This window comes from Pseudomonas retamae (assembly GCF_043496865.1).
Lineage (GTDB): Bacteria > Pseudomonadota > Gammaproteobacteria > Pseudomonadales > Pseudomonadaceae > Aquipseudomonas > Aquipseudomonas retamae.
In genome coordinates, this window is sequence record NZ_JBIEIL010000002.1 from 305,611 (window position 1) to 323,520 (window position 17,910).

At 61.1% G+C, this 17,910-nt stretch carries 17 protein-coding genes and 1 pseudogene; 10 read left to right on the forward strand and 8 right to left on the reverse strand.

The genetic code is table 11. The annotated features are described in order from the left end of the window. Positions 1 to 133: 133 nt before the first annotated feature. The 3 genes from ACGSLL_RS04515 to ACGSLL_RS04525 all read left to right on the forward strand — a co-directional run bounded on the left by ACGSLL_RS04515 (position 134) and on the right by ACGSLL_RS04525 (position 3,312). A complete protein-coding gene (locus ACGSLL_RS04515; RefSeq protein WP_394503580.1) occupies positions 134 to 1,501 on the forward strand; it encodes a nucleobase:cation symporter-2 family protein in 1,368 nt (455 codons plus the stop codon). Positions 1,502 to 1,514: 13 nt separating this feature from the next. Further along, on the forward strand, positions 1,515 to 2,903 hold the full coding sequence (locus ACGSLL_RS04520) for an amidohydrolase family protein (protein WP_394503582.1): 1,389 nt from the start codon (positions 1,515 to 1,517) through the stop codon (positions 2,901 to 2,903). A gap of 217 nt (positions 2,904 to 3,120) precedes the next feature. Then, positions 3,121 to 3,312: a hypothetical protein gene (locus tag ACGSLL_RS04525; protein WP_394503584.1), complete on the forward strand. Its 192-nt coding sequence runs from the start codon at positions 3,121 to 3,123 to the stop codon at positions 3,310 to 3,312. A 114-nt stretch (positions 3,313 to 3,426) separates the two neighbouring features. On the opposite strand, the gene ACGSLL_RS04530 is transcribed toward ACGSLL_RS04525, so the two are convergent. After that, positions 3,427 to 4,239, reverse strand: coding sequence for an OBAP family protein (locus tag ACGSLL_RS04530; protein ID WP_394503586.1), 813 nt, complete (start codon positions 4,237 to 4,239; stop codon positions 3,427 to 3,429). A 67-nt stretch (positions 4,240 to 4,306) separates the two neighbouring features. Between ACGSLL_RS04530 and ACGSLL_RS04535 the strand changes: the two genes are divergently transcribed. Together ACGSLL_RS04535 and ACGSLL_RS04540 are read left to right on the forward strand one after the other, a co-directional pair. Then, entirely contained in the window at positions 4,307 to 4,657 is a 351-nt protein-coding gene (locus tag ACGSLL_RS04535; RefSeq protein WP_394503588.1) for a hypothetical protein, read from the forward strand. A 27-nt stretch (positions 4,658 to 4,684) separates the two neighbouring features. Then, complete coding sequence (locus tag ACGSLL_RS04540) at positions 4,685 to 5,113, forward strand: nuclear transport factor 2 family protein (RefSeq protein ID WP_394503590.1); 429 nt, start codon at positions 4,685 to 4,687, stop codon at positions 5,111 to 5,113. Positions 5,114 to 5,179: 66 nt separating this feature from the next. Here the strand turns inward: ACGSLL_RS04540 and mqo are convergent, their stop codons facing one another. Beyond that, entirely contained in the window at positions 5,180 to 6,829 is a 1,650-nt protein-coding gene (gene mqo / locus ACGSLL_RS04545; protein WP_203421612.1) for a malate dehydrogenase (quinone), read from the reverse strand. A gap of 494 nt (positions 6,830 to 7,323) precedes the next feature. Here mqo and ACGSLL_RS04550 point away from each other — a divergent pair, with 494 nt between their 5' ends. Then, positions 7,324 to 7,755, forward strand: coding sequence for a nuclear transport factor 2 family protein (locus ACGSLL_RS04550; protein ID WP_394503592.1), 432 nt, complete (start codon positions 7,324 to 7,326; stop codon positions 7,753 to 7,755). Positions 7,756 to 7,908: 153 nt separating this feature from the next. On the opposite strand, the gene ACGSLL_RS04555 is transcribed toward ACGSLL_RS04550, so the two are convergent. Further along, positions 7,909 to 8,772, reverse strand: a complete 864-nt coding sequence (locus ACGSLL_RS04555; protein ID WP_394503814.1) for a methyl-accepting chemotaxis protein — start codon at positions 8,770 to 8,772, stop codon at positions 7,909 to 7,911. After that, positions 8,767 to 9,585: pseudogene (locus ACGSLL_RS04560) on the reverse strand (HAMP domain-containing protein); the annotation flags it as partial. The pseudogene ACGSLL_RS04560 and the gene ACGSLL_RS04555, both read right to left, overlap by 6 nt. A 180-nt stretch (positions 9,586 to 9,765) precedes the next feature. On the opposite strand from ACGSLL_RS04560, the gene sodC reads away from it, so the two are divergent. Further along, a complete protein-coding gene (gene sodC, locus ACGSLL_RS04565; RefSeq protein ID WP_394503594.1) occupies positions 9,766 to 10,287 on the forward strand; it encodes a superoxide dismutase [Cu-Zn] SodC in 522 nt (173 codons plus the stop codon). Positions 10,288 to 10,291: 4 nt separating this feature from the next. Here sodC and ACGSLL_RS04570 read toward each other — a convergent pair whose 3' ends face one another. Further along, complete coding sequence (locus tag ACGSLL_RS04570) at positions 10,292 to 10,945, reverse strand: DUF2238 domain-containing protein (protein WP_394503596.1); 654 nt, start codon at positions 10,943 to 10,945, stop codon at positions 10,292 to 10,294. A gap of 163 nt (positions 10,946 to 11,108) precedes the next feature. Between ACGSLL_RS04570 and ACGSLL_RS04575 the strand changes: the two genes are divergently transcribed. Both ACGSLL_RS04575 and ACGSLL_RS04580 read left to right on the forward strand, forming a co-directional pair. Further along, the gene (locus ACGSLL_RS04575; RefSeq protein WP_090282773.1) at positions 11,109 to 11,423 is read left to right on the forward strand and encodes a DUF2388 domain-containing protein; all 315 of its coding nucleotides are present in this window, start codon (positions 11,109 to 11,111) and stop codon (positions 11,421 to 11,423) included. An 80-nt stretch (positions 11,424 to 11,503) separates the two neighbouring features. After that, positions 11,504 to 11,905: a hypothetical protein gene (locus tag ACGSLL_RS04580; protein WP_394503598.1), complete on the forward strand. Its 402-nt coding sequence runs from the start codon at positions 11,504 to 11,506 to the stop codon at positions 11,903 to 11,905. On the opposite strand, the gene ligD is transcribed toward ACGSLL_RS04580, so the two are convergent. Beyond that, positions 11,906 to 14,539 (reverse strand): DNA ligase D, encoded by a 2,634-nt coding sequence (gene ligD, locus ACGSLL_RS04585; RefSeq protein WP_394503600.1) that lies wholly within the window; start codon positions 14,537 to 14,539, stop codon positions 11,906 to 11,908. It lies immediately after the preceding gene. A 135-nt stretch (positions 14,540 to 14,674) separates the two neighbouring features. Further along, positions 14,675 to 15,448: a tellurite resistance TerB family protein gene (locus tag ACGSLL_RS04590; protein ID WP_394503602.1), complete on the reverse strand. Its 774-nt coding sequence runs from the start codon at positions 15,446 to 15,448 to the stop codon at positions 14,675 to 14,677. 257 nt (positions 15,449 to 15,705) lie between these two features. Here ACGSLL_RS04590 and pcsA point away from each other — a divergent pair, with 257 nt between their 5' ends. Then, entirely contained in the window at positions 15,706 to 16,428 is a 723-nt protein-coding gene (gene pcsA, locus ACGSLL_RS04595; protein ID WP_208937882.1) for a phosphatidylcholine synthase, read from the forward strand. 669 nt (positions 16,429 to 17,097) lie between these two features. Here the strand turns inward: pcsA and ACGSLL_RS04600 are convergent. Further along, complete coding sequence (locus tag ACGSLL_RS04600; protein WP_394503604.1) at positions 17,098 to 17,910, reverse strand: class I SAM-dependent methyltransferase; 813 nt, start codon at positions 17,908 to 17,910, stop codon at positions 17,098 to 17,100.

Sequence of the window (17,910 nt, forward strand, 5' to 3'; positions counted from 1 at the left end):
CAGTGATGTCGACTGACCCAACGCTTTTGCGAGCAGGCTCGCTCCCACAAGGGATTTGCAGTGTTTCCGGATAAAAGAGGCATCAGACGAATACCCCTCTCTACCGCATGAAAACAGCCAGAGGTGTTTCCCCATGTCGTCAGCCACATCCCCAACGCAATCCGCCTCCACCGTGCATCCCGTCGACCGCGTTCTGCCGGTGCGACAGATGCTCACCCTCGGCCTGCAACACATGGCCGTCTCGTACATCGGCGCCATCGCCGTGCCGTTGATTGTTGCCAGTGCGCTGAAAATGTCGCACGCCGATACGGTGGTGCTGATCAGTACCACGCTGTTCTGTTCGGGCATTGCCACGCTGTTGCAAACCGTTGGTTTCTGGAAGTTTGGCGTGCGCCTGCCGATCCTGCAGGGCGTCGCGTTCAGCAGCGTTGGCCCGGTGATCGCCATCGGCAGCAACCCGGAGGTGGGGTTCGCCGGGGTCTGCGGGGCGGTGATCGGCGCTGGACTGTTTACCTTGCTGATGGCGCCGTTCGTGGGCCGATTGCGGCGGTTCTTTCCGCCGGTAGTCACCGGTTGCATCGTCACCGTGATCGGCTTGCAGCTGTTTCCGATTGCCTATGAATGGGTCGGCGGCGGGCGCAATGCGAGCAACTTCGGCGCCCCGGCATTTCTCGGTGTTGCGGTGGTGGTGTTGCTGACGATTCTGCTGGTCAACCGCTATGGCAGCCCGTTGCTGCGCAACATGGCGGTGCTGGTCGGCATGCTGATCGGCGCCGGTCTGGCCTATGGTCTGGGAATGGGCAGTTTTCACAGTGTCGAAGACGCGCCGTGGCTGACCGTGCCCTACCCGTTCTACTTCGGCCTGCCGACTTTCAGCCTGATTCCGATTGCGACCATGGCGGTGGTGATGATCGTGCAGATGGTCGAGTCGATGGGCCTGTTCGTGGCCATCGGCGACATCGTCGAAAAACCGGTGGACGACAAGCAAGTGATCAACGGCCTGCGCGCCAATGGTCTGGCCAGCACCATCGCCGGCATGTTCGCCGCGTTTCCGTTTATCGCCTTCATGGAAAACGTCGGCCTGGTGATCCTCACCGGCGTGCGCAGCCGTTGGGTGGTCGCGGTCAGCGGCTTGCTGATGTGCTCGATTGCCTTGGTGCCCAAGGCTGGCGCGATCATCGCTTCGATGCCGACCGCCGCGCTGGGTGGCGCCGGGATCGCCATGTTCGGCGTGGTCGCGGCGGCGGGCATTCAGACCCTCGCCAAAGTCGATTACGAGCGTAATCGCTACAACGTGCTGATCGTCGGTTTCACCCTCGCCGCCGCGCTGGTGCCGGTGCTCGCCCCCACCCTGTTCAAACAATTACCCGAGTGGTCTCAGCCGTTCCTGCACAGCAGCGTGGTCATCGCCTGCCTGGTGTCGGTGCTGCTCAACGCCGCGCTGAATGGCGTCAGCGTGCCGCAAGCCACCGCCAGCAAATCCGCCTCGCACATCCTTTAGTCTGGAGCTGCCCATGAATCAACCTCAGAACATCCTGATCAAACATCCGCTCGCGGTGATGACCGGCCTGCGCGGCCCTCGCGCGCGGGCCGGCGCCGTGGACATCCGCGTGGTCGACGGGCGCATCGCCGAAATGGCCGCAGACCTCACAGCGCAACCCGGCGAACGGGTCATCGATGCACGTCATTGCCTGGTCTATCCGGGCTGGATCAACACGCACCATCACCTGTTCCAGAACCTGCTCAAAGCCGTGCCTGAGGGTCTGAATCAGGACCTGCAAGGCTGGCTCGCCAGCGTGCCCTACCCGCGCCTCAACCGCTTTACCCCGCAACTGGCGCGGATCGCCGCGCGCCTGGGCATGGTTGAACTGCTGCTGTCCGGCGTGACCACCTGCGCCGATCACCATTACCTGTATCACGCGCACGGCAGCACCGAGACCGGCGATGTGCTGTTCGACATGGCCGAGGAGTTCGGCCTGCGTTTCGTACTGTGCCGTGGCGGTGCGCTGGAGTCGGCGAACGCGCATCCGGGCTTCTCGAAAACCGCTCTGCAACCGGAAAGCCTCGAGCAAATGGTCGGTGATATCGAACGGCTGAAATCGCGCTATCACCAGGACACCCCCGATGCGCTACGCCGTGTGGTTGTCGCCCCGACCACACCGACCTTTTCCCTGCCGCCGACGCTGCTGCGCGAACTGGCCCACACCGCGCGCGGCCTCGGCCTGCGCTTGCACACACACTTGTCGGAGACGCAGAACTACGTGAATTTCTGTCGCGACAAGTACAACTGCCTGCCCGTGGAGTTTGTCGCCGAACACGAATGGCTCGGCCCGGACGTCTGGTTTGCCCACGCCGTGCACCTGCAACCGGGCGAAATCCGCATGCTCGCGCAGACCGGTACGGGCGTCTCGCACTGCCCGGTGAGCAACGCCCGCCTCGGCAGCGGCGTCGCCCCGGTGCCGCAGATGTTCGAGGCCGGCGTGGCGGTTTCACTCGGTGTGGATGGCGTGGCGTCGAATGAATCCGGGAGCATGGTCGGCGAAGCCAACACCGCGTGGCTGATCCATCGCGCCGAACAGGGCGCCTCGGCCACCACCGCCGAAGACGTCATTCATTGGGGCACGGCCGGTGGCGCACAAGTGCTCGGCCTGGGCGCAGTCGGCACGCTGGAAATCGGCCAGGCGGCGGATCTGGTCATCTACAGCCTCGACCACCCGCGCTTTTACGGCTTCCACGACTGCGCCGTCGCGCCGGTGGTGGCCGGGGAGCCGATAGCGGTGAAATACAGCCTGGTGGGCGGCCGCGTGGTCGTCGACAACGGGGTGATTCCCGGGCTAGATATCGAACGGATGCGGGCTGAAGCGTGGGAGGGAGTGCAGCAACTGATGAACGTCGACGACTGATTCCAATCCACCACAAAACCCTTGTAGGAGTGAGCCTGCTCGCGATGGCGGTACTTCAGACAGTATTGCAGTGTCTGAAAGGTCGCTATCGCGGGCAGGCTCACTCCTAAAGGGGATGGCGCTGCATTCGCGCCTTGCAGCTTTGTCGTCTAACGTTAAGGCCTCATCGGATTGAGCCCCTGCCCGCTACACAGGGCTCTTGATCAAGGAGAGACTGATGACGTCCCGCCGCAAAATCGAACAGACTTACCGCACCTGGTCCAGCCCCATTTTGCTGGAGCTGAAAAAGCGCGAGCATCAGATGGCGCTGGTCGAACGCCAGGCCCTCGAAAATGTTTTGCTGGAAAGACGATTGCTGGACGTCGGTGGCCCTGAGGGGACGGAACGGCGCCGCAGCGGTGGTGGCTGACCAACCGCTTTCGCGAGCAGGCTCACTCCTACAGGGATTGCAGGTGAGCACAAATTTCGTGTGCAGCTGCAAACCCTGTAGGGGCGACCGAGCGCAACATCTACCGATGGTTACTTACGGCTTGGCCTGCGTACCCCGAGCATTCTCGTCGCTGCCCGTCGCAGGACGTGGCATCAGATGCGTGTGTCCGGTCGGGTCAGGAAGTTGCAGCGCGTTGCCCTGTTGCCAGGCATCGGCGCCCTGCTCGATGGGGGCCGGTTTGATCGCGGCGCGAGCGGTCTTGTTTTTCGCAGTGTCGACGCCCAGACGCTTGTCGCGTTGCTCCACCATCTGCGGATCGGCCTGGCCGTCGGCGGTGAAGCCCATCATCAATTGCGGTACGCCAAGCGGCAGTTGTTTGTCCTGATCGGTGTGCCAGGTGTGCCAGGTTTTGCCGTAGGTGTTGGCGAGCTTTTCCATCAGCCGCGTTTCGGCGACTTGCGCGATGCCCGGGGCGACCAGTTGGCCGGACGTGACTTCGTGCGCATGGCTGTGCCAAAGGGCCTTTTCCTTGGCCGGTAGTTGCGCGAACAGGCGTTTGCTGATGATGTACTCGACACCCATCAACTTCGCATCGGCGCTGTTGCCGTCATAGATCACGCATTGAAAGACTTCTTCGTTGAGCACCGAACAATAATGGTGCGCCTCCATTTGCACATCGGGGTGCCCGTTGTAGAAGTGGAAGCCGTCGAGGTACAGGTTCAAGGCGCGAATCGGCGGTTTGTCTTGCAGCCATTGCGCGCCGGTTTCAAGCAGTTCGGTGTCGGAGGCCTTGGCCTTACCGGGCGTCTGCACCGGCGATTCGGTGTTGCTCATCGCGCAGCCGGTCAGCGCCGTCAGCAGCATGCCCATCGATAGCCACCGTCCGTGCGGGGTTGTGCAACGCATGTCTCGCTCCTTCTTTCAGTCCGTAGGGCCGCTGGCATGGCCCTGTACTGCAACTGAAAGCGCGAACATGGCGGAGTTCGAAAAAACTGCGCGGGCTTCAGACCGGAGAAATCGTCGCCAGCAAACCGATCAGAATGGTCAGGGTCAGGAAGCCACCCAGGAAAATCGCCATCTTGTTCATCTTGCTCTCCTCAATGCCGGGTTTGCGGTGCACTGGACGCTTCGGGATGAAGCAAAGTCGCTGGTGCCCGCACTGCCGGGGCATTGTGAGCGCTTGACTGAACCGGTTACAGCGTCAGATCAAGTGAAAAAATACGGATCAGATGCGCATCTGATCCGCATGGGCGATGGTTGGGTATTCAGCACGGCACATCAGGATGTTCTTGCCGCGTGGTTGATCTACAGTCAGTGCCATTGAAAACCAATAATAAAAACCGGAGACCCCATGACCGAGCTGACCCTGCAAGCCCCCGTCGCCGAATCCCTGCAGCGCTGGCACGAGATGATCCGCACCGGCAACCTGCGCGCGCTGCCTGAGCTGCTTGACGCCCAGGCCGTGTTTCGCTCGCCGATGGCCCACACGCCCTACCCCGGCGCGCCGGTGGTGTCGATGATCCTCAATACGGTGTTCGAGGTTTTCGAGGATTTTGCGTATCACCGTGAATTGGCCAGCGCCGATGGCCTCAACGTGATTCTGGAATTCAGTGCCAAAGTAGGCACGAAGGAACTCAAAGGCATCGACATGATTCGCTTCGATGAGCACGGCAAGATCGTCGAGTTCGAAGTGATGGTGCGGCCGTTGAGCGGCTTGCAGGCGCTGGGCGAAGAGATGGGCCAGCGGCTGGGGGCTTATCTGGCCAAAGCCAAAGCTTGAAGCGCAGGCACAAAAAAGCCCACTGACCGTCACCGGTGCAGTGGGCTTTGTGCGTCAGGCGTGTGTTTAGAGCGCCATGTCGCGTGCAGCGTTGTCCTTCAGAGCCGGGGCTTTTTCAGCCGCAGCGCCGGCTGCCGGAGCAGCGGCCTGACCGATCACCGGAGGCGTCGGCAGTTCGAGGATCTTGGCGGTGTAAGCCCATTCTGCGGCCACTTTGGCCGGATCGCTGTTCAGCTGAGTGCCGTAGCTTGGAACGATCTGGTGCAGCTTGGCTTGCCATTCAGGGCTGGCGACTTTGTCTTTGAAGACTTTCTGCAGCACGCTCAGCATGATCGGTGCAGCGGTCGACGCGCCTGGCGATGCGCCCAGCAGGCCGGCGATGGAGCCGTCCTGAGCAGCAACGATTTCGGTGCCCAGTTTCAGCACGCCGCCTGCCGCTTCATCACGCTTGATGATCTGCACGCGCTGGCCGGCTTGCCACAGGCGCCAGTCTTCGGCTTTGGCGTTCGGGAAGTATTCCTTCAGCGCGTTCATGCGGTCTTCGTCCGACAGCATCAGTTGGCCAGCCAGGTATTCGACCAGCGGGTATTCCTTGATGCCGACCTTGGTCATCGGCCAGATGTTGTGCGTGGTGGTGCTGGTCAGCAGGTCCAGGTACGAGCCTTCCTTGAGGAACTTGGTGCTGAAGGTCGCGAATGGGCCAAACAGAATGACACGCTTGCCGTCCAGAACACGGGTGTCCAGGTGTGGAACCGACATCGGCGGCGAACCCACCGAAGCTTTACCGTAAGCCTTGGCCAGGTGCTGTTCAGCAATGGTCGGGTTTTCGGTCACGAGGAACGAACCACCCACCGGGAAGCCACCGTATTCCTTGGCTTCAGGAATGCCCGACTTCTGCAGCAGGTGCAGGGCACCGCCGCCAGCGCCGATGAAGACGAACTTGGCGTCGGTTTCGGTTTTAGTGCCGTCTTTGAGGTTTTTGTAGCTGACGCGCCAAGTGCCATCGGCGTTCTTGGTGATGTCCTCGACTTCGCTCGACAGTTTCAGATCGAAGTTAGGCTTGGTCTGCAGGTGCGCGGCGAACTGGCGGGTGATTTCGCCGAAGTTCATGTCGGTACCCAGCGGGCTCCAGGTGGCCGCGATTTTCTGGTTCGGGTCGCGCCCTTCCATCATCAGCGGGACCCACTTCTTGATCACAGCAGGGTCTTCGGAGTACTGCATGCCGGCGAACAGCGGGCTCGCCTGCAGGGCTTCGTAGCGTTTTTTCAGGAACTTGATGTTGTCATCGCCCCACACGAAGCTCATGTGCGGTGTGGTGTTGATGAACGAGCGAGGGTTCTTCAGAACGCCCTGCTGAACCTGCCAGGCCCAGAACTGACGGGACACCTGGAACGCTTCGTTGATCTCGACCGCTTTCGGGATCGTCACGTTGCCTTTGTCGTCTTCCGGGGTGTAGTTCAGCTCAGCGAGTGCCGAGTGACCGGTACCGGCGTTGTTCCAGCCGTTGGAGCTTTCCTGGGCGACGCCATCGAGGCGCTCGACCATTTCCATCGACCAGCTCGGCTCCAGCTCATTGATCCACACACCCAGGGTGGTGCTCATGATGCCGCCGCCGATCAGCAGGACGTCGACTTTCTTTGCTTCGTCAGCGTTGGCGGATGTCATCCCCATTGCCAATGCCAGACCGAGCAAGGCTGTGTTCACTTTCTTAAACATCTGTTGCACCTATGATAAAACGCCTTCCGCCCGCCTCTGTTATCAGCATGCGATCCGCTTGGGTGACGCTCAGGCTGGCGTCGCAGATTCCGGCACACTTCAATTTTGACGGGTGGGCACACAAGGCCGACATGCCGCATCGACCTCAGTTGATGTCCCTTCTGAACTGACTTCTTATCATTATTGGCTTCAGCTACTTGAGCGACAGGGATCCTGCCAGCGCACCCACGAGCACGCTGACTGAATAAGGTCAAACCAAGTTGGCGCGCAGAATATCACGTCAGGGCAAACCCGCGCGTCTGTTCCCGACTTGAAAGTCGTTTTGCGCTACGAGCGGTTTATCGGCCGGAAGCGGCGGAACATGATCGCTGACACCTGGCTTATTGCCGGACGACGAAGCGCCGCAAACTACTGCCTGACCGCCGGATAATCTGCTAAGTTGTACGATGACTGACGAACCAGTCATAACCCAATAACAACAAGGAACTATCGCAATGACCAAAACCCGACTACTGATCGGCTTTCTCTGCGCCTTCAATGGTTACGCCATGGCCGCACCTGCCGTGGCGGAAAAGGACGTCGCCCAGGCCGTGGATCATCTGACGCAGGCGATGCTGCACAAGGACATCGCCGAACTGAACGCCCTCACCGCGCCGAACCTGACCTATGGCCACTCCAGCGGCAAGATTCAGGACAAGAAAGAATTCATCGCCGACATCGAAACCGGCCGAAGCGCGTTCAAGACCCTGGAAATGCAAAAGCAGACGATCACAATGTCCGGCGATACCGCGCTGGTGCGCAACCATTTTTCCGCGCAGGCGTTGAAGGGCACTGAGGTGGTGCCGACCGAGATCGAGAACTTTCAGATCTGGCAGAAGCAGCAGGGCAAGTGGTTGCTGGTTGGGCGGCAGGCGTTCAAGTTCTGATCGGCGTTATCCAGCCTGAATGTATGTTGACTGGGCTGGCCTCTTCGCGAGCAGGCTCGCTCCCACAGGGGAATTGCATTTCAAATGTGGGAGCGAGCCTGCTCGCGAAGGCGGCGGGTCAGGCACTCCAAAAACGCCTGACTCGCCTGACGCTCAAAGGCGAAACCGATCCACCGACCGCGCCAACTGCCCCGCCAGGCTCGACAATTCATCCGTGGTCGTCGCGGTCTGGCCGATCACCCGGCTGTTGCCTTCCGACATCCCCGCAATCATTTCCACCTGATGGGCAATTTCATTACTGGCCTGGCTCTGCTCGCCGATCGTGCGGGTGATGTCGTTGACCAGTTGCGTGGTGCTCAAGGTCGCATCGAGGATTTCGCGGATCGCCCGTTCAACCTCCGCCGTTACCGCCATGCCTTTGTCGACCTGCGCCACCCCGGCCTCCATGCTGCTGACCGCTTCGCGCGTGCTGTTTTGAATGCGTGCGACCATCGCGGCGATTTCCTGGGTCGATGCGCTGGTGCGCGCTGCCAGACTGCGCACCTCGTCTGCAACCACGGCAAAGCCGCGCCCCTGTTCGCCGGCCCGCGCTGCTTCGATCGCGGCGTTGAGCGCCAGCAAGTTGGTCTGGTCGGCGATGCTCTTGATCACCTGGATGATGTTGAAGATGGCTTCCGATTCCTGATCCAGCGTGCGGATGACCTGCGCTGACTGTTGCGCCGAGCGAGCAATGTCATCCATATCGCTGACCACTTGATGGATCACCCCGCCGCCCTCTTTCGCCAGGGTTTCGGCCTGATTGGCCATGCTCAGCGCGCGCTCGGCGTGGCGAGTGATTTCTTCGATGCTGGCGGTCATCTGGCTGGCCGCCGCGGCCATGGTGCCGGCGGCGACGCTTTGCTGCTGGCTGCTGTCGGCGACCTGGTGGCAGCCCTGGCTGAGCTGTTCGCTCATGCCGCTGACGCCGTGAGCGTTGCGCCGAACCACGTCGATCATGTTGCGCAGGTCGCGCTGCATGGTTGCCAGCGTGCGTATCAACACGCTGGCCTCATCCTTGCCGGAGGGCTCGGCAATCGGCTCGCTGAGGTTGCCATGGGCGATGCTTTCGGCGATGCGACTGGCGGTTTGCAACGGCCCGGTGATGCTGCGAATGACCCAGCGGCCCTGGACCAGCAGCAATAGAAGACTGGCAATCAGCACGACGCCAAGAGCAAGATTGGCATTGCCAATGGCGGCTTCGGTGCCTTCGCTGGTTTGCCGGGTGTTGCTTTCAATCAGCTCGCTCAGCGCCGCCATCTGCTCTTCAAGCTGGCTGAACGCCGTGTTGAAGGTGCCGAGTTGCTGCTGGGCGGCGTCCGGATTGTCCAGCGCCACGCCGACAATCTGCTCAGCGGATTTGATGTAGGTGTCGAGGCTCGGCTTGATCTGCTCCAGCGCCGTGCGCAGCTGGGGGTTGATGGGCAGCTTCAGGTTGTCACCCAGTACCTCACGAAAATGCCCGGCGTGTTCGGCCAGCGAATCGCGCACTTCGGCTGCCGTGCCAGTGCTCTTGCCCAGCCCGACCAACATTGCCGAATAGACATCGGCGCGCAAGGCGTCATGCATCATGTCGGCTTCCATGTGATTGCGCAGGGCGCTCATGCTCACCGTGTTGTCGCCGACCGCCGTGGCCATCCGCAGATTGCCGACATAACTGACCAGACTCACGATCAGCGCCGTCAGCAGGCTGGTCGCAATCAGCAACACCAAACGCAGTTTGATCGACACCGTGGAATCTCCCGTGGGCACGCTGGATTGCGCTTGTCGGATTTCAGTTAAGCCTATTTGCACGGAACTGCCGACACAGAGCGTATCGGCTGATGTCAGCCGCGACTTGAATCCGGCAAAACTTTTCGATCGAGCGGCCAGTCACACGCTGCAGCGTCGATGGATTGCGCCTTCATCGCCGGTTAACCCTGGCAGGCTATGACTCCATCGCTTCGAACATTCATGCAGCTGAAGGAAATGCTTATGAAACGCGCATTGTGGTTTGGTCTGCTCGGCACTCTGGCGATGGGTACCGCACAAGCAGCAACGGAGAAAGTCGCGATCAATCTGGTCAGCGCCGACGGTGCGCCGCAGGCGATCGGCGCGGTCACCATCAGCGAGACGCCTTACGGTCTGCTGTTTACCCCGGACCTGAAATCCCTGCCGGCCGGCATTCACGGTTTCCACGTTCACGAAAACGGCAGCTGCGAAGCGGGCATGAAGGATGGGGTGAAAGGCGCGGCATTGGCCGCTGGCGGTCACTTCGATCCGGCGAAAACCGGCAAGCACCTTGGCCCCTACGCCGACGGACACCTGGGTGATCTGCCCGCGGTGTATGTGACGGCTGACGGTATCGCCAATTATCCGGTGCTGGCCCCGCGCCTGAAGAAAATCTCTGAGATCAAGGGCCATGCCCTGATGATTCACGCCGGCGGCGACAACCACGCCGACATGCCCAAGCCACTGGGCGGCGGCGGCGATCGCATGGCCTGCGGTGTGATCTGACGGCTCAGCGCGGCGCTCGACGCCCACCTGCCAAGAGCAGCAAGGACAGCCCGGCGCCGAACAGCGCCAGGGCCATGTCCTTCTGCGAGTCCCAGGGATCGTTCTGCGCGCCGACGAACGCCTGTCCGGTGTCATCGCCCAGATAAGCGCCGCCGACCCACTCGATCAATTCGTACAACGCCGAGGTCGCCAGCACCACGTTCAAGGTCATCAGCACCAGCCAGGCGCCGCGCAACGGGGTCAGGCGCAGCAGCACTTCGCGCATCGGCCAGACCAACAGTAATCCGTAGCTCAGGTGCACCAACCGATCATAGTGATTGCGCTCAAGACCCAGAACCTGGTTGACACTGACCCCGGTCAGCAGCGTGCTCCATTGATCGTAGGGCACCCGCGAATAGGTGTAATGCGATCCGACTTCATGGATGCACAGAAAGGCGAAGATCATCACCAGCGACCAGGACGACAAGCGAAACCGCCGATGCGCCAGCACCAGGGTCAACACCAGCGCCACGGCCAGCACATTTTCCAGCAGCCAGTCGACGCGGCTTCGCGGGGCTATGCCGAGGGCGATGGCCAGCAGGACAAATCCGCCTAGCAAGGCGGCCTCGATTCGCGTATCGGCGGGGCGGGCAACGTCGTCGCTGACTCTGAGGAGCATCAAATCGACTCTCAAACAATATGGGCATGCGGTAGACCTTTCGCCGTTTTCCCCGGTTCCTTGCCGCTGCGTTTTCGCCGCTCACGGAACTCCCGCGCGCCGATCATCTCTGACGTTATGTAGTCCCTTCCCTTTTGCTTCGCGCCTTCGGAGGAACACCGTCATGCGCAAGTTAGTGCTCGTTTCATCTCTACTCCTTTGCCTGCCGGTCGGTTCGGCGCTGGCCCGTGTCGATGCGGGCGATGTCGCCACCTCGGCCGGTGTTTCCGCGTCGCTGTACTCGACCTTCAAGGATGACAAGATGGTCATTCCAGCCCGTGACGACGTGTCTGCATTCGTCGCCAGTGGCGGGGCCATCCGTGGGGTTTATCTTGAATCGGTGCTGCAGCAGGTGCGCCAGGACAACCCAGGCCTCAACGCCAGCGATGAAGACCTCGCCAACGCCATTCTGGTGCATTACGAAGGCCTGAAACCTTAGTTTCCAGGGAGACGGCGGCCGATGGACGGCTGCCTCACGCACATAGGCAAAACGGTCCGACGGCCTCTATGATGGAGGCCATGACGACCACCGCGCCTTTGCGCTCCCCTTGCCCACCCGGCGCCTGCGTTTGCGGGCGCGACCCGTTGCTGGACACGCCCGGCGCAGATTTGCGCATCCTGCGCCTGACCCGCAACGAAGAGAAAGTCCTGCTGGCGCGCCTGGAACAGCTCAAAGACCTCGACGATCTGCGTCATCTGCAAAAACGCATGTATGAGCAATTGGGTATCCGCGTTGAAGTCTCACCGGGCTTCCATGAGGTGCGGACCATGCTCGGCATCGACATCGACATCGACGATCTGCCCAAGCTGTGCCGCAAAACCCGCAAAGCCATCCCGACGGCGATCCGCCGAGGCCTGAACAACAACCCGGCGATCGCCTTCGAACTGCTCAACGCCCACGACTTGCTGCGCGACGCCTGATCACTTTTTCATGCCGACGCGTTTGCGCATCTGCGCGGTAATGGTCTGGCGGGTTTTCTTCATGTCCGCCCACGGTTCTTCGCCAACCTCGGCCAAGCGTTCGTGGACGTTATGGATATTCCAATGATTGCCGCCCTTGATTTCCGCCACTTCCTCACGGAAAACCGGTACGGACACCGGCATGCCTTCACGCGCGCGCGCTGCGTAAGTACAAATCGTGGTGGCACCGAGGCCGTTGCGCAGGTAATCGATGAAGATCTTGCCGACGCGGTTTTTCGGCCCGGACACCGCTGAAAAACGGTCCGGCAACAGCTTCGCCATGTGGCTGACGATGGCGTGGCTGAAATCCTTGACCTCGTCCCACCCATGCTTGCGAGTCAACGGTACGACCAAGTGAATCCCCTTGCCGCCGCTGGTTTTCAGGAATGCCTTGAGCCCGAGTTCATCGAGCACAGTGAGGGTCAGCGCCGTGGCTTCGACCATGCTTTTCCACGGCAACGCCGGGTCCGGGTCGAGGTCGAGGACGAAGCGGTCGGGCTTGTCCAGATCGATTTGGGTGGCGTTCCAGGTGTGCAATTCGACCGTGCTCATCTGCACGGCGCCGATCAGCGCTTCGGCACTGTTGATCATCATCACCGGCTGCCCGGTGATGTCCTTGTCGAGCGTACTGATGCCGGGGATTGCCAGGCGCTCGGCGTTTTTCTGGAAGAACAGTTCGCCGGCGATCCCGTCCGGGGCGCGGACCAGAGCCACCGGGCGATCCTTGAGGTGCGGCAGAATGTATTCGGCGACGCTGGCGTAATACTCGGCGAGCTGCATTTTCGTGGTGCCGCTGACCGCGTCGATCACCCGCTCCGGGTGGGTGATACGCACTTTGCCGTTGGCCAGGTTGGCTTGCGACGGCGCGCTTTCGGTTTTGCTCGCCGCGGCTTTTTTGCTTGAAGGCTTGCTCGGAGCCTTGCTGGCAGCAGCCTTCTTCGCTGGTTTCTTCTCGGCAGTTTTGCTTTCGACAGTCTTCACAGGCTTCGCTCGCTCCTCGGTGATGGCTTTGGCCGGTTTGTCGTTGCGCAGGCCATGGAACACGGCGTGGCGCACCGAGCCGTCCTTGGTCATTTCCGCAAACGCCACTTCCGCCAGTAGTTTCGGCTTGAGCCAATGCACACCTTTGGCCTCAAAGCCACTGGGTGGATTGACCACCGCCGCGCTTTTGGCCTGCAACGGTTTGAGTTGCGCCAGAATGCTTTTCAGCGTGGTTTCGTTGAACCCGGTGCCGACCTTGCCGGCGTAGCGCAATTCACCGCTGTCGCGATCGTGCAGGCCAAGCAGCAAGGCGCCGAAGGCACTGCGCGCACCTTTGGGATCGGTGTAGCCGACGATGACGAATTCCTGGCGGTGTTTGCATTTGAGCTTGATCCAGTCGCTGCTGCGCCGAGACACATAAGGCGAGCCGAGGCGCTTGCCGATCAAACCTTCCATCTGCATCTGGCAGGCACTGTTGAGCAGCGCGTCCGGGGTCTCTTCGAAGGCTTCGGAAAAGCGCAGCAATTGGCTTTTCTGCGAACCGAGAATGGTCGCCAGTGCGGCGCGCCGTTCCTCGACCGCGACTTCGCGCAGATCGACGCCGTTGAGATAGGGCAAATCAAACAGGTAATAAACAATGTTGCCGCTGCGCCCGACTTCGAAAGCGTTTTGCAGCGCCTGAAAATCCGGCACGCCCTGCTCGTTGGCGACGATCATTTCGCCGTCGAGCCATGCCGACTCCAGGCCTAACGCAGCCAAGGCTTCGGCTTGTTGCGGCAGTTTGTGCGTCCAGTCATGGCCGTTCCGGGTGAACAGTTGCACCTGATCGCCCTCGATGCGCGCCATGATCCGGTAACCGTCAAACTTGATTTCGTAACTCCATTGCCCTTCCGGTGCACTGTCGACCAGCGTCGCCAGCTCAGGTTTGAGTTGCGCCGGCAGCTTGGCCTTGTGTGCTCCGGTGAGTTTCCCGGTGGCCTGCTTGCGCGGTTTCGCCGGAGCTTTCTTCAGCGGCTTGGCCTGTTCAGCAGTTTTTTTAGGGCTGGCGACGATCGTGCGCTCACTCAATACACTGTCCGGTTCGGCAACTAATACGTCGTAGTCATCCTGCGGGCGCGCGGCGTTGTCCTGATGTTTGATCAGAAACCACTGCTCTTTCTTGCCCGGCATATGCGTGCGCACCAGATTCCAGATACCGCCAAGCTTCTCGCCCTGCAATTCGAATTTGAGCCGGCCTTTGGCGTAGGCCTTTTGCGGATCGTCGAGGGGGATCCACACGCCGCGATCCCAGACAATCACATCGCCAGCGCCGTAATGCCCCTCGGGAATGCTGCCCTCAAACGTCGCGTAATCCAGCGGGTGATCTTCGACGTGCACCGCCAGACGCTTGACCTTGGGGTCGAGCGACGGCCCTTTCGGTACCGCCCAACTCTTGAGCGCGCCGTCGAGTTCGAGGCGAAAATCGTAGTGCAGGTGCGAAGCGTCGTGCTTCTGGATGCAGAACTGCAAGGCGTGATCCTTGGCGGTTTTACGGCCGGAGCGTTTCACCGCGGCCGGTTCCGAAGTCGCGGAAAAATCGCGCATGCGGTTGTAGTCGTCGAGATTCCTGTTCATGGGCGCACCGATTGCAGACTGGCTCTGTTATGCAGAAGAGCGATGCGCCGTGAGAAAAATTCAATCGAGCTGAAAAAGCCCCGGACGGATGGAGCGCCAAGGGCTTTGATTGTCGGCGGGTTTCGGCTTTTGGGCTCAGGCCTGACCTTTGGCCTGCGCCTCCAGATGCACTTGCAGATCGGGGTCGATGTTGAGGGCGGCGGCGAGTTCGTCGAGGTAGCTGCGCTCGGCGTTTTGTTGGTCGTCTACCAACATGACGCTGGCCAGATACATCTCTGCCGCCACCGCCGGGTCACCCTGCGCAGATTGCGCCACTTCGGCAGGATCCAGCGGCTTGGCGACTTCGGCGTCGAGCCATTGCTGCAGCTGCGGATCGCTGGTGTGCTTGCCGATTTCGCTGCTGATCAAATGTTTCTCGGTTTCATCAATGCGGCCGTCAGCCTTGGCCGCCGCGATCAACGCACGCAACACCGCGTGGCTGTGCTCTTCGATTTGCGGGCCAGCGAGCAGATCGGCTGTCTGCGGAATCTGCTGTGGCGCCGCGCTGGCCTGGCTGCGTTGCCAGGCCTGATAAGCCTGGTACGCCATCATCCCCAGCGATGCCAGCGCCGCGTAATTGGTGCCACCGGAACGACTGCGACCGCCGCCCCCTAGCGCCCCGCCCAAAGCGCCGCCCAATCCGCCACCACCACCGCCACCGCCAAGCAAGCCACCGAGCAGGCCGCCCAACCCGCCGAGCCCGCCGGATGCCGCCGCGCCAGCGCCACCGCCACCGGCCTGACCGCCGCCCAACAGCCCGCCAAGCAAACCGCCGAGCCCACCCAGACCATCCCCGGCGGACGCGCCCGTGGAAGGTCGCGCCGAGGCCTGGCCCCGCAACAGTTGTTCGAGCAAATCGCTGGTGTTCATGACGTCATCCTCAGGCATTGGCCGTGACTGCGTCAGGCAACGATAGACCCCACCAGCCGTAGCGCCAGCACCGTTTGGCTGACACTCGACGTCTGACCACGCCAGTCGAGGAATTTTTTCACCGCCCGGCTAAGATTGATGGTGCGTGAACCTTATCCCGGCCAAACCGGTCGATAGCTGCAACCCCGACCCGGTTCGCCGGCGCCCTGCTTCCAAGGGTGACCCCCGGCCAGCTGCACTTTCTGGAGAACGCTCCCGTGATATCGACCATACACATCGCCAGGCTCAAAGCATGGGGCGCCCATGGTTTTACCGCGACTGGCGTGGTCACCGCATTCCTGGCGACCCTCGCCCTGCTGGAAAACCAGCCGACCCACTGCCTGATGTGGCTGGGCGTGGCACTGATCGTCGACGGCCTCGACGGCGCACTGGCGCGCAAGGTCAACGTGCAATCGGTGCTACCGAGCTTCGACGGCTCGATCCTCGACCTGGTGATCGATTACCTGACCTACGTCTTCATCCCGGCGCTGTTCATTTATCGCTACATCCCCTTGCCCGACTACACCTTGCTGCTGACGGTATCGCTGATTCTGGTGTCGTCGCTGTTCTGCTTCTGCAACGTCAACATGAAAAGCAAAGACAACTACTTCGTCGGCTTCCCGGCCGCCTGGAACGTGGTCGCGCTGTGCCTGTACATCATCGGCCCGGGACCGTGGATCACCTTCCTCACCGTGATCGGCCTCGCACTGCTGACCGTCACCCGGATGAAATTCCTCCACCCCTTCCGCGTACGCCGGTTCATGCCGATCAACATCGCCGTCACTGCAATATGGCTGCTGTGCAGCCTGTCGCTGGTGCTCAACCATCCGCAGATCAACCCGATGGTCATGGGTGTGTGGCTGCTGATGTCGGCGTATTTTCTGGGTATCTGCATCTGGCGCACGGCGCTGGAGTGGTTTGATCGGGGGCAGGTGAAATAGTCGGCACGCGTTAGAGAATGATCGGCTGTAAGGTCGCCATCGCTTGCAGGCAAGCGCCCACAGGGGACGAGTACAACCATCAGGCCGAGTGTCAGCTCGCCTGTTTTGCGACGTTGAGGATCAAAAGCCCCTCACCCTAGCCCTCTCCCGGAGGGAGAGGGGACTGACCGAGTGGTTTGGTAGAGATACGCCAACTTGAAATACCGAGTCGAATGCAGATTTTGAACGGCCCAAAAATCGGCTCCCTCTCCCTCTCCCTCTCCCTCTCCCTCGGGAGAGGGCTGGGGTGAGGGGCAGCCACACCACAAACCCCAAGCCAACCACCCGCTTCTAACCACTCAACAATGAGCGTTAGCTCGAGTGCTCTTGATCTTGATCTTGCGTCACCGGCGACATCGGAAGGCTGAGTGGAGGGATTGATCCGGGCGTGGGAGCGCAGCGACCGTACGACGCAGTCGTACACAGCGGAAGGAGGTGCAGCGAAGCAAACCGTAGCCGCTGCGCCCGGATCGATCCCGGAGCGAAGGGACCCGAGCTTGCGAGGGCCGTACGTAGGAGCAAGCCTTTTGGTTCCTTTTTGGCGTCTGAAAAAGGGACTCGCCGTAAGGGCGAAACCATAAGCAGCCTTACCGCAGCAACGGATATGCCCCCAATCAAACCAGAAAAAAATCAACGCTTGCCAATCACCACCTCAAGATACTCACTCGGCACCACCAACGATCCCTCCCCCGCCCGATTCAACCGCTCAAGCAACTCCATCAGATCCGCCTCCAGCGCCTCCCCGCCCTCCGGCGGCAACACCGCAAAAGCCTTGTGCACCGGCCCATACCAATGGCGAAAGATATCAACGAAATGGGCCGCCGAACGATAGCGGAAATGGAAATGCCGGCGCGTCACCTCAATTACAAAATCCTGGTCAGTAAAATGCGTATGCAGCCACGCCTCCGTGCCCCAATTCGACGGCGGTTGCGCACCGGCCGGCGGTGGCAGATGCCGGCCGAGCACCTTGAACATCTGCCCCACGAAACCGCCCGGCGTCCAGTTCGCCAGACCGATCCGCCCGCCACGCCGACAGACCCTGCCCAACTCCGCCGCCGCCTGGGCCTGATCCGGCGCGAACATCACGCCGAAGGTCGACAACACCGCGTCGTAACTCTCGTCAGCAAACGGCAGCGCCTCGGCATCAGCCACCTGAAACGTCACATCCAGATGCTCGGCCCGCGCCCGATCCTGCCCACGCTCCAGCAATGCCGGAACATAGTCGGTGGAAGTCACCAGACACCCACGCCGCGCCGCCGCCAGCGTGGCATTGCCATTGCCCGCAGCGACGTCCAGCACCTGCTCATCGCAACGCAAATCGCAGGCCTCGGCGAGGTTCTCACCGACGATCTGTAACGTGGTGCCGATCAAGGCGTAATCGCCACTGGCCCATGCCACTTTCTGACGTTCTTTCAGGGCAGTCAGATCAATCGGGGTACTCAT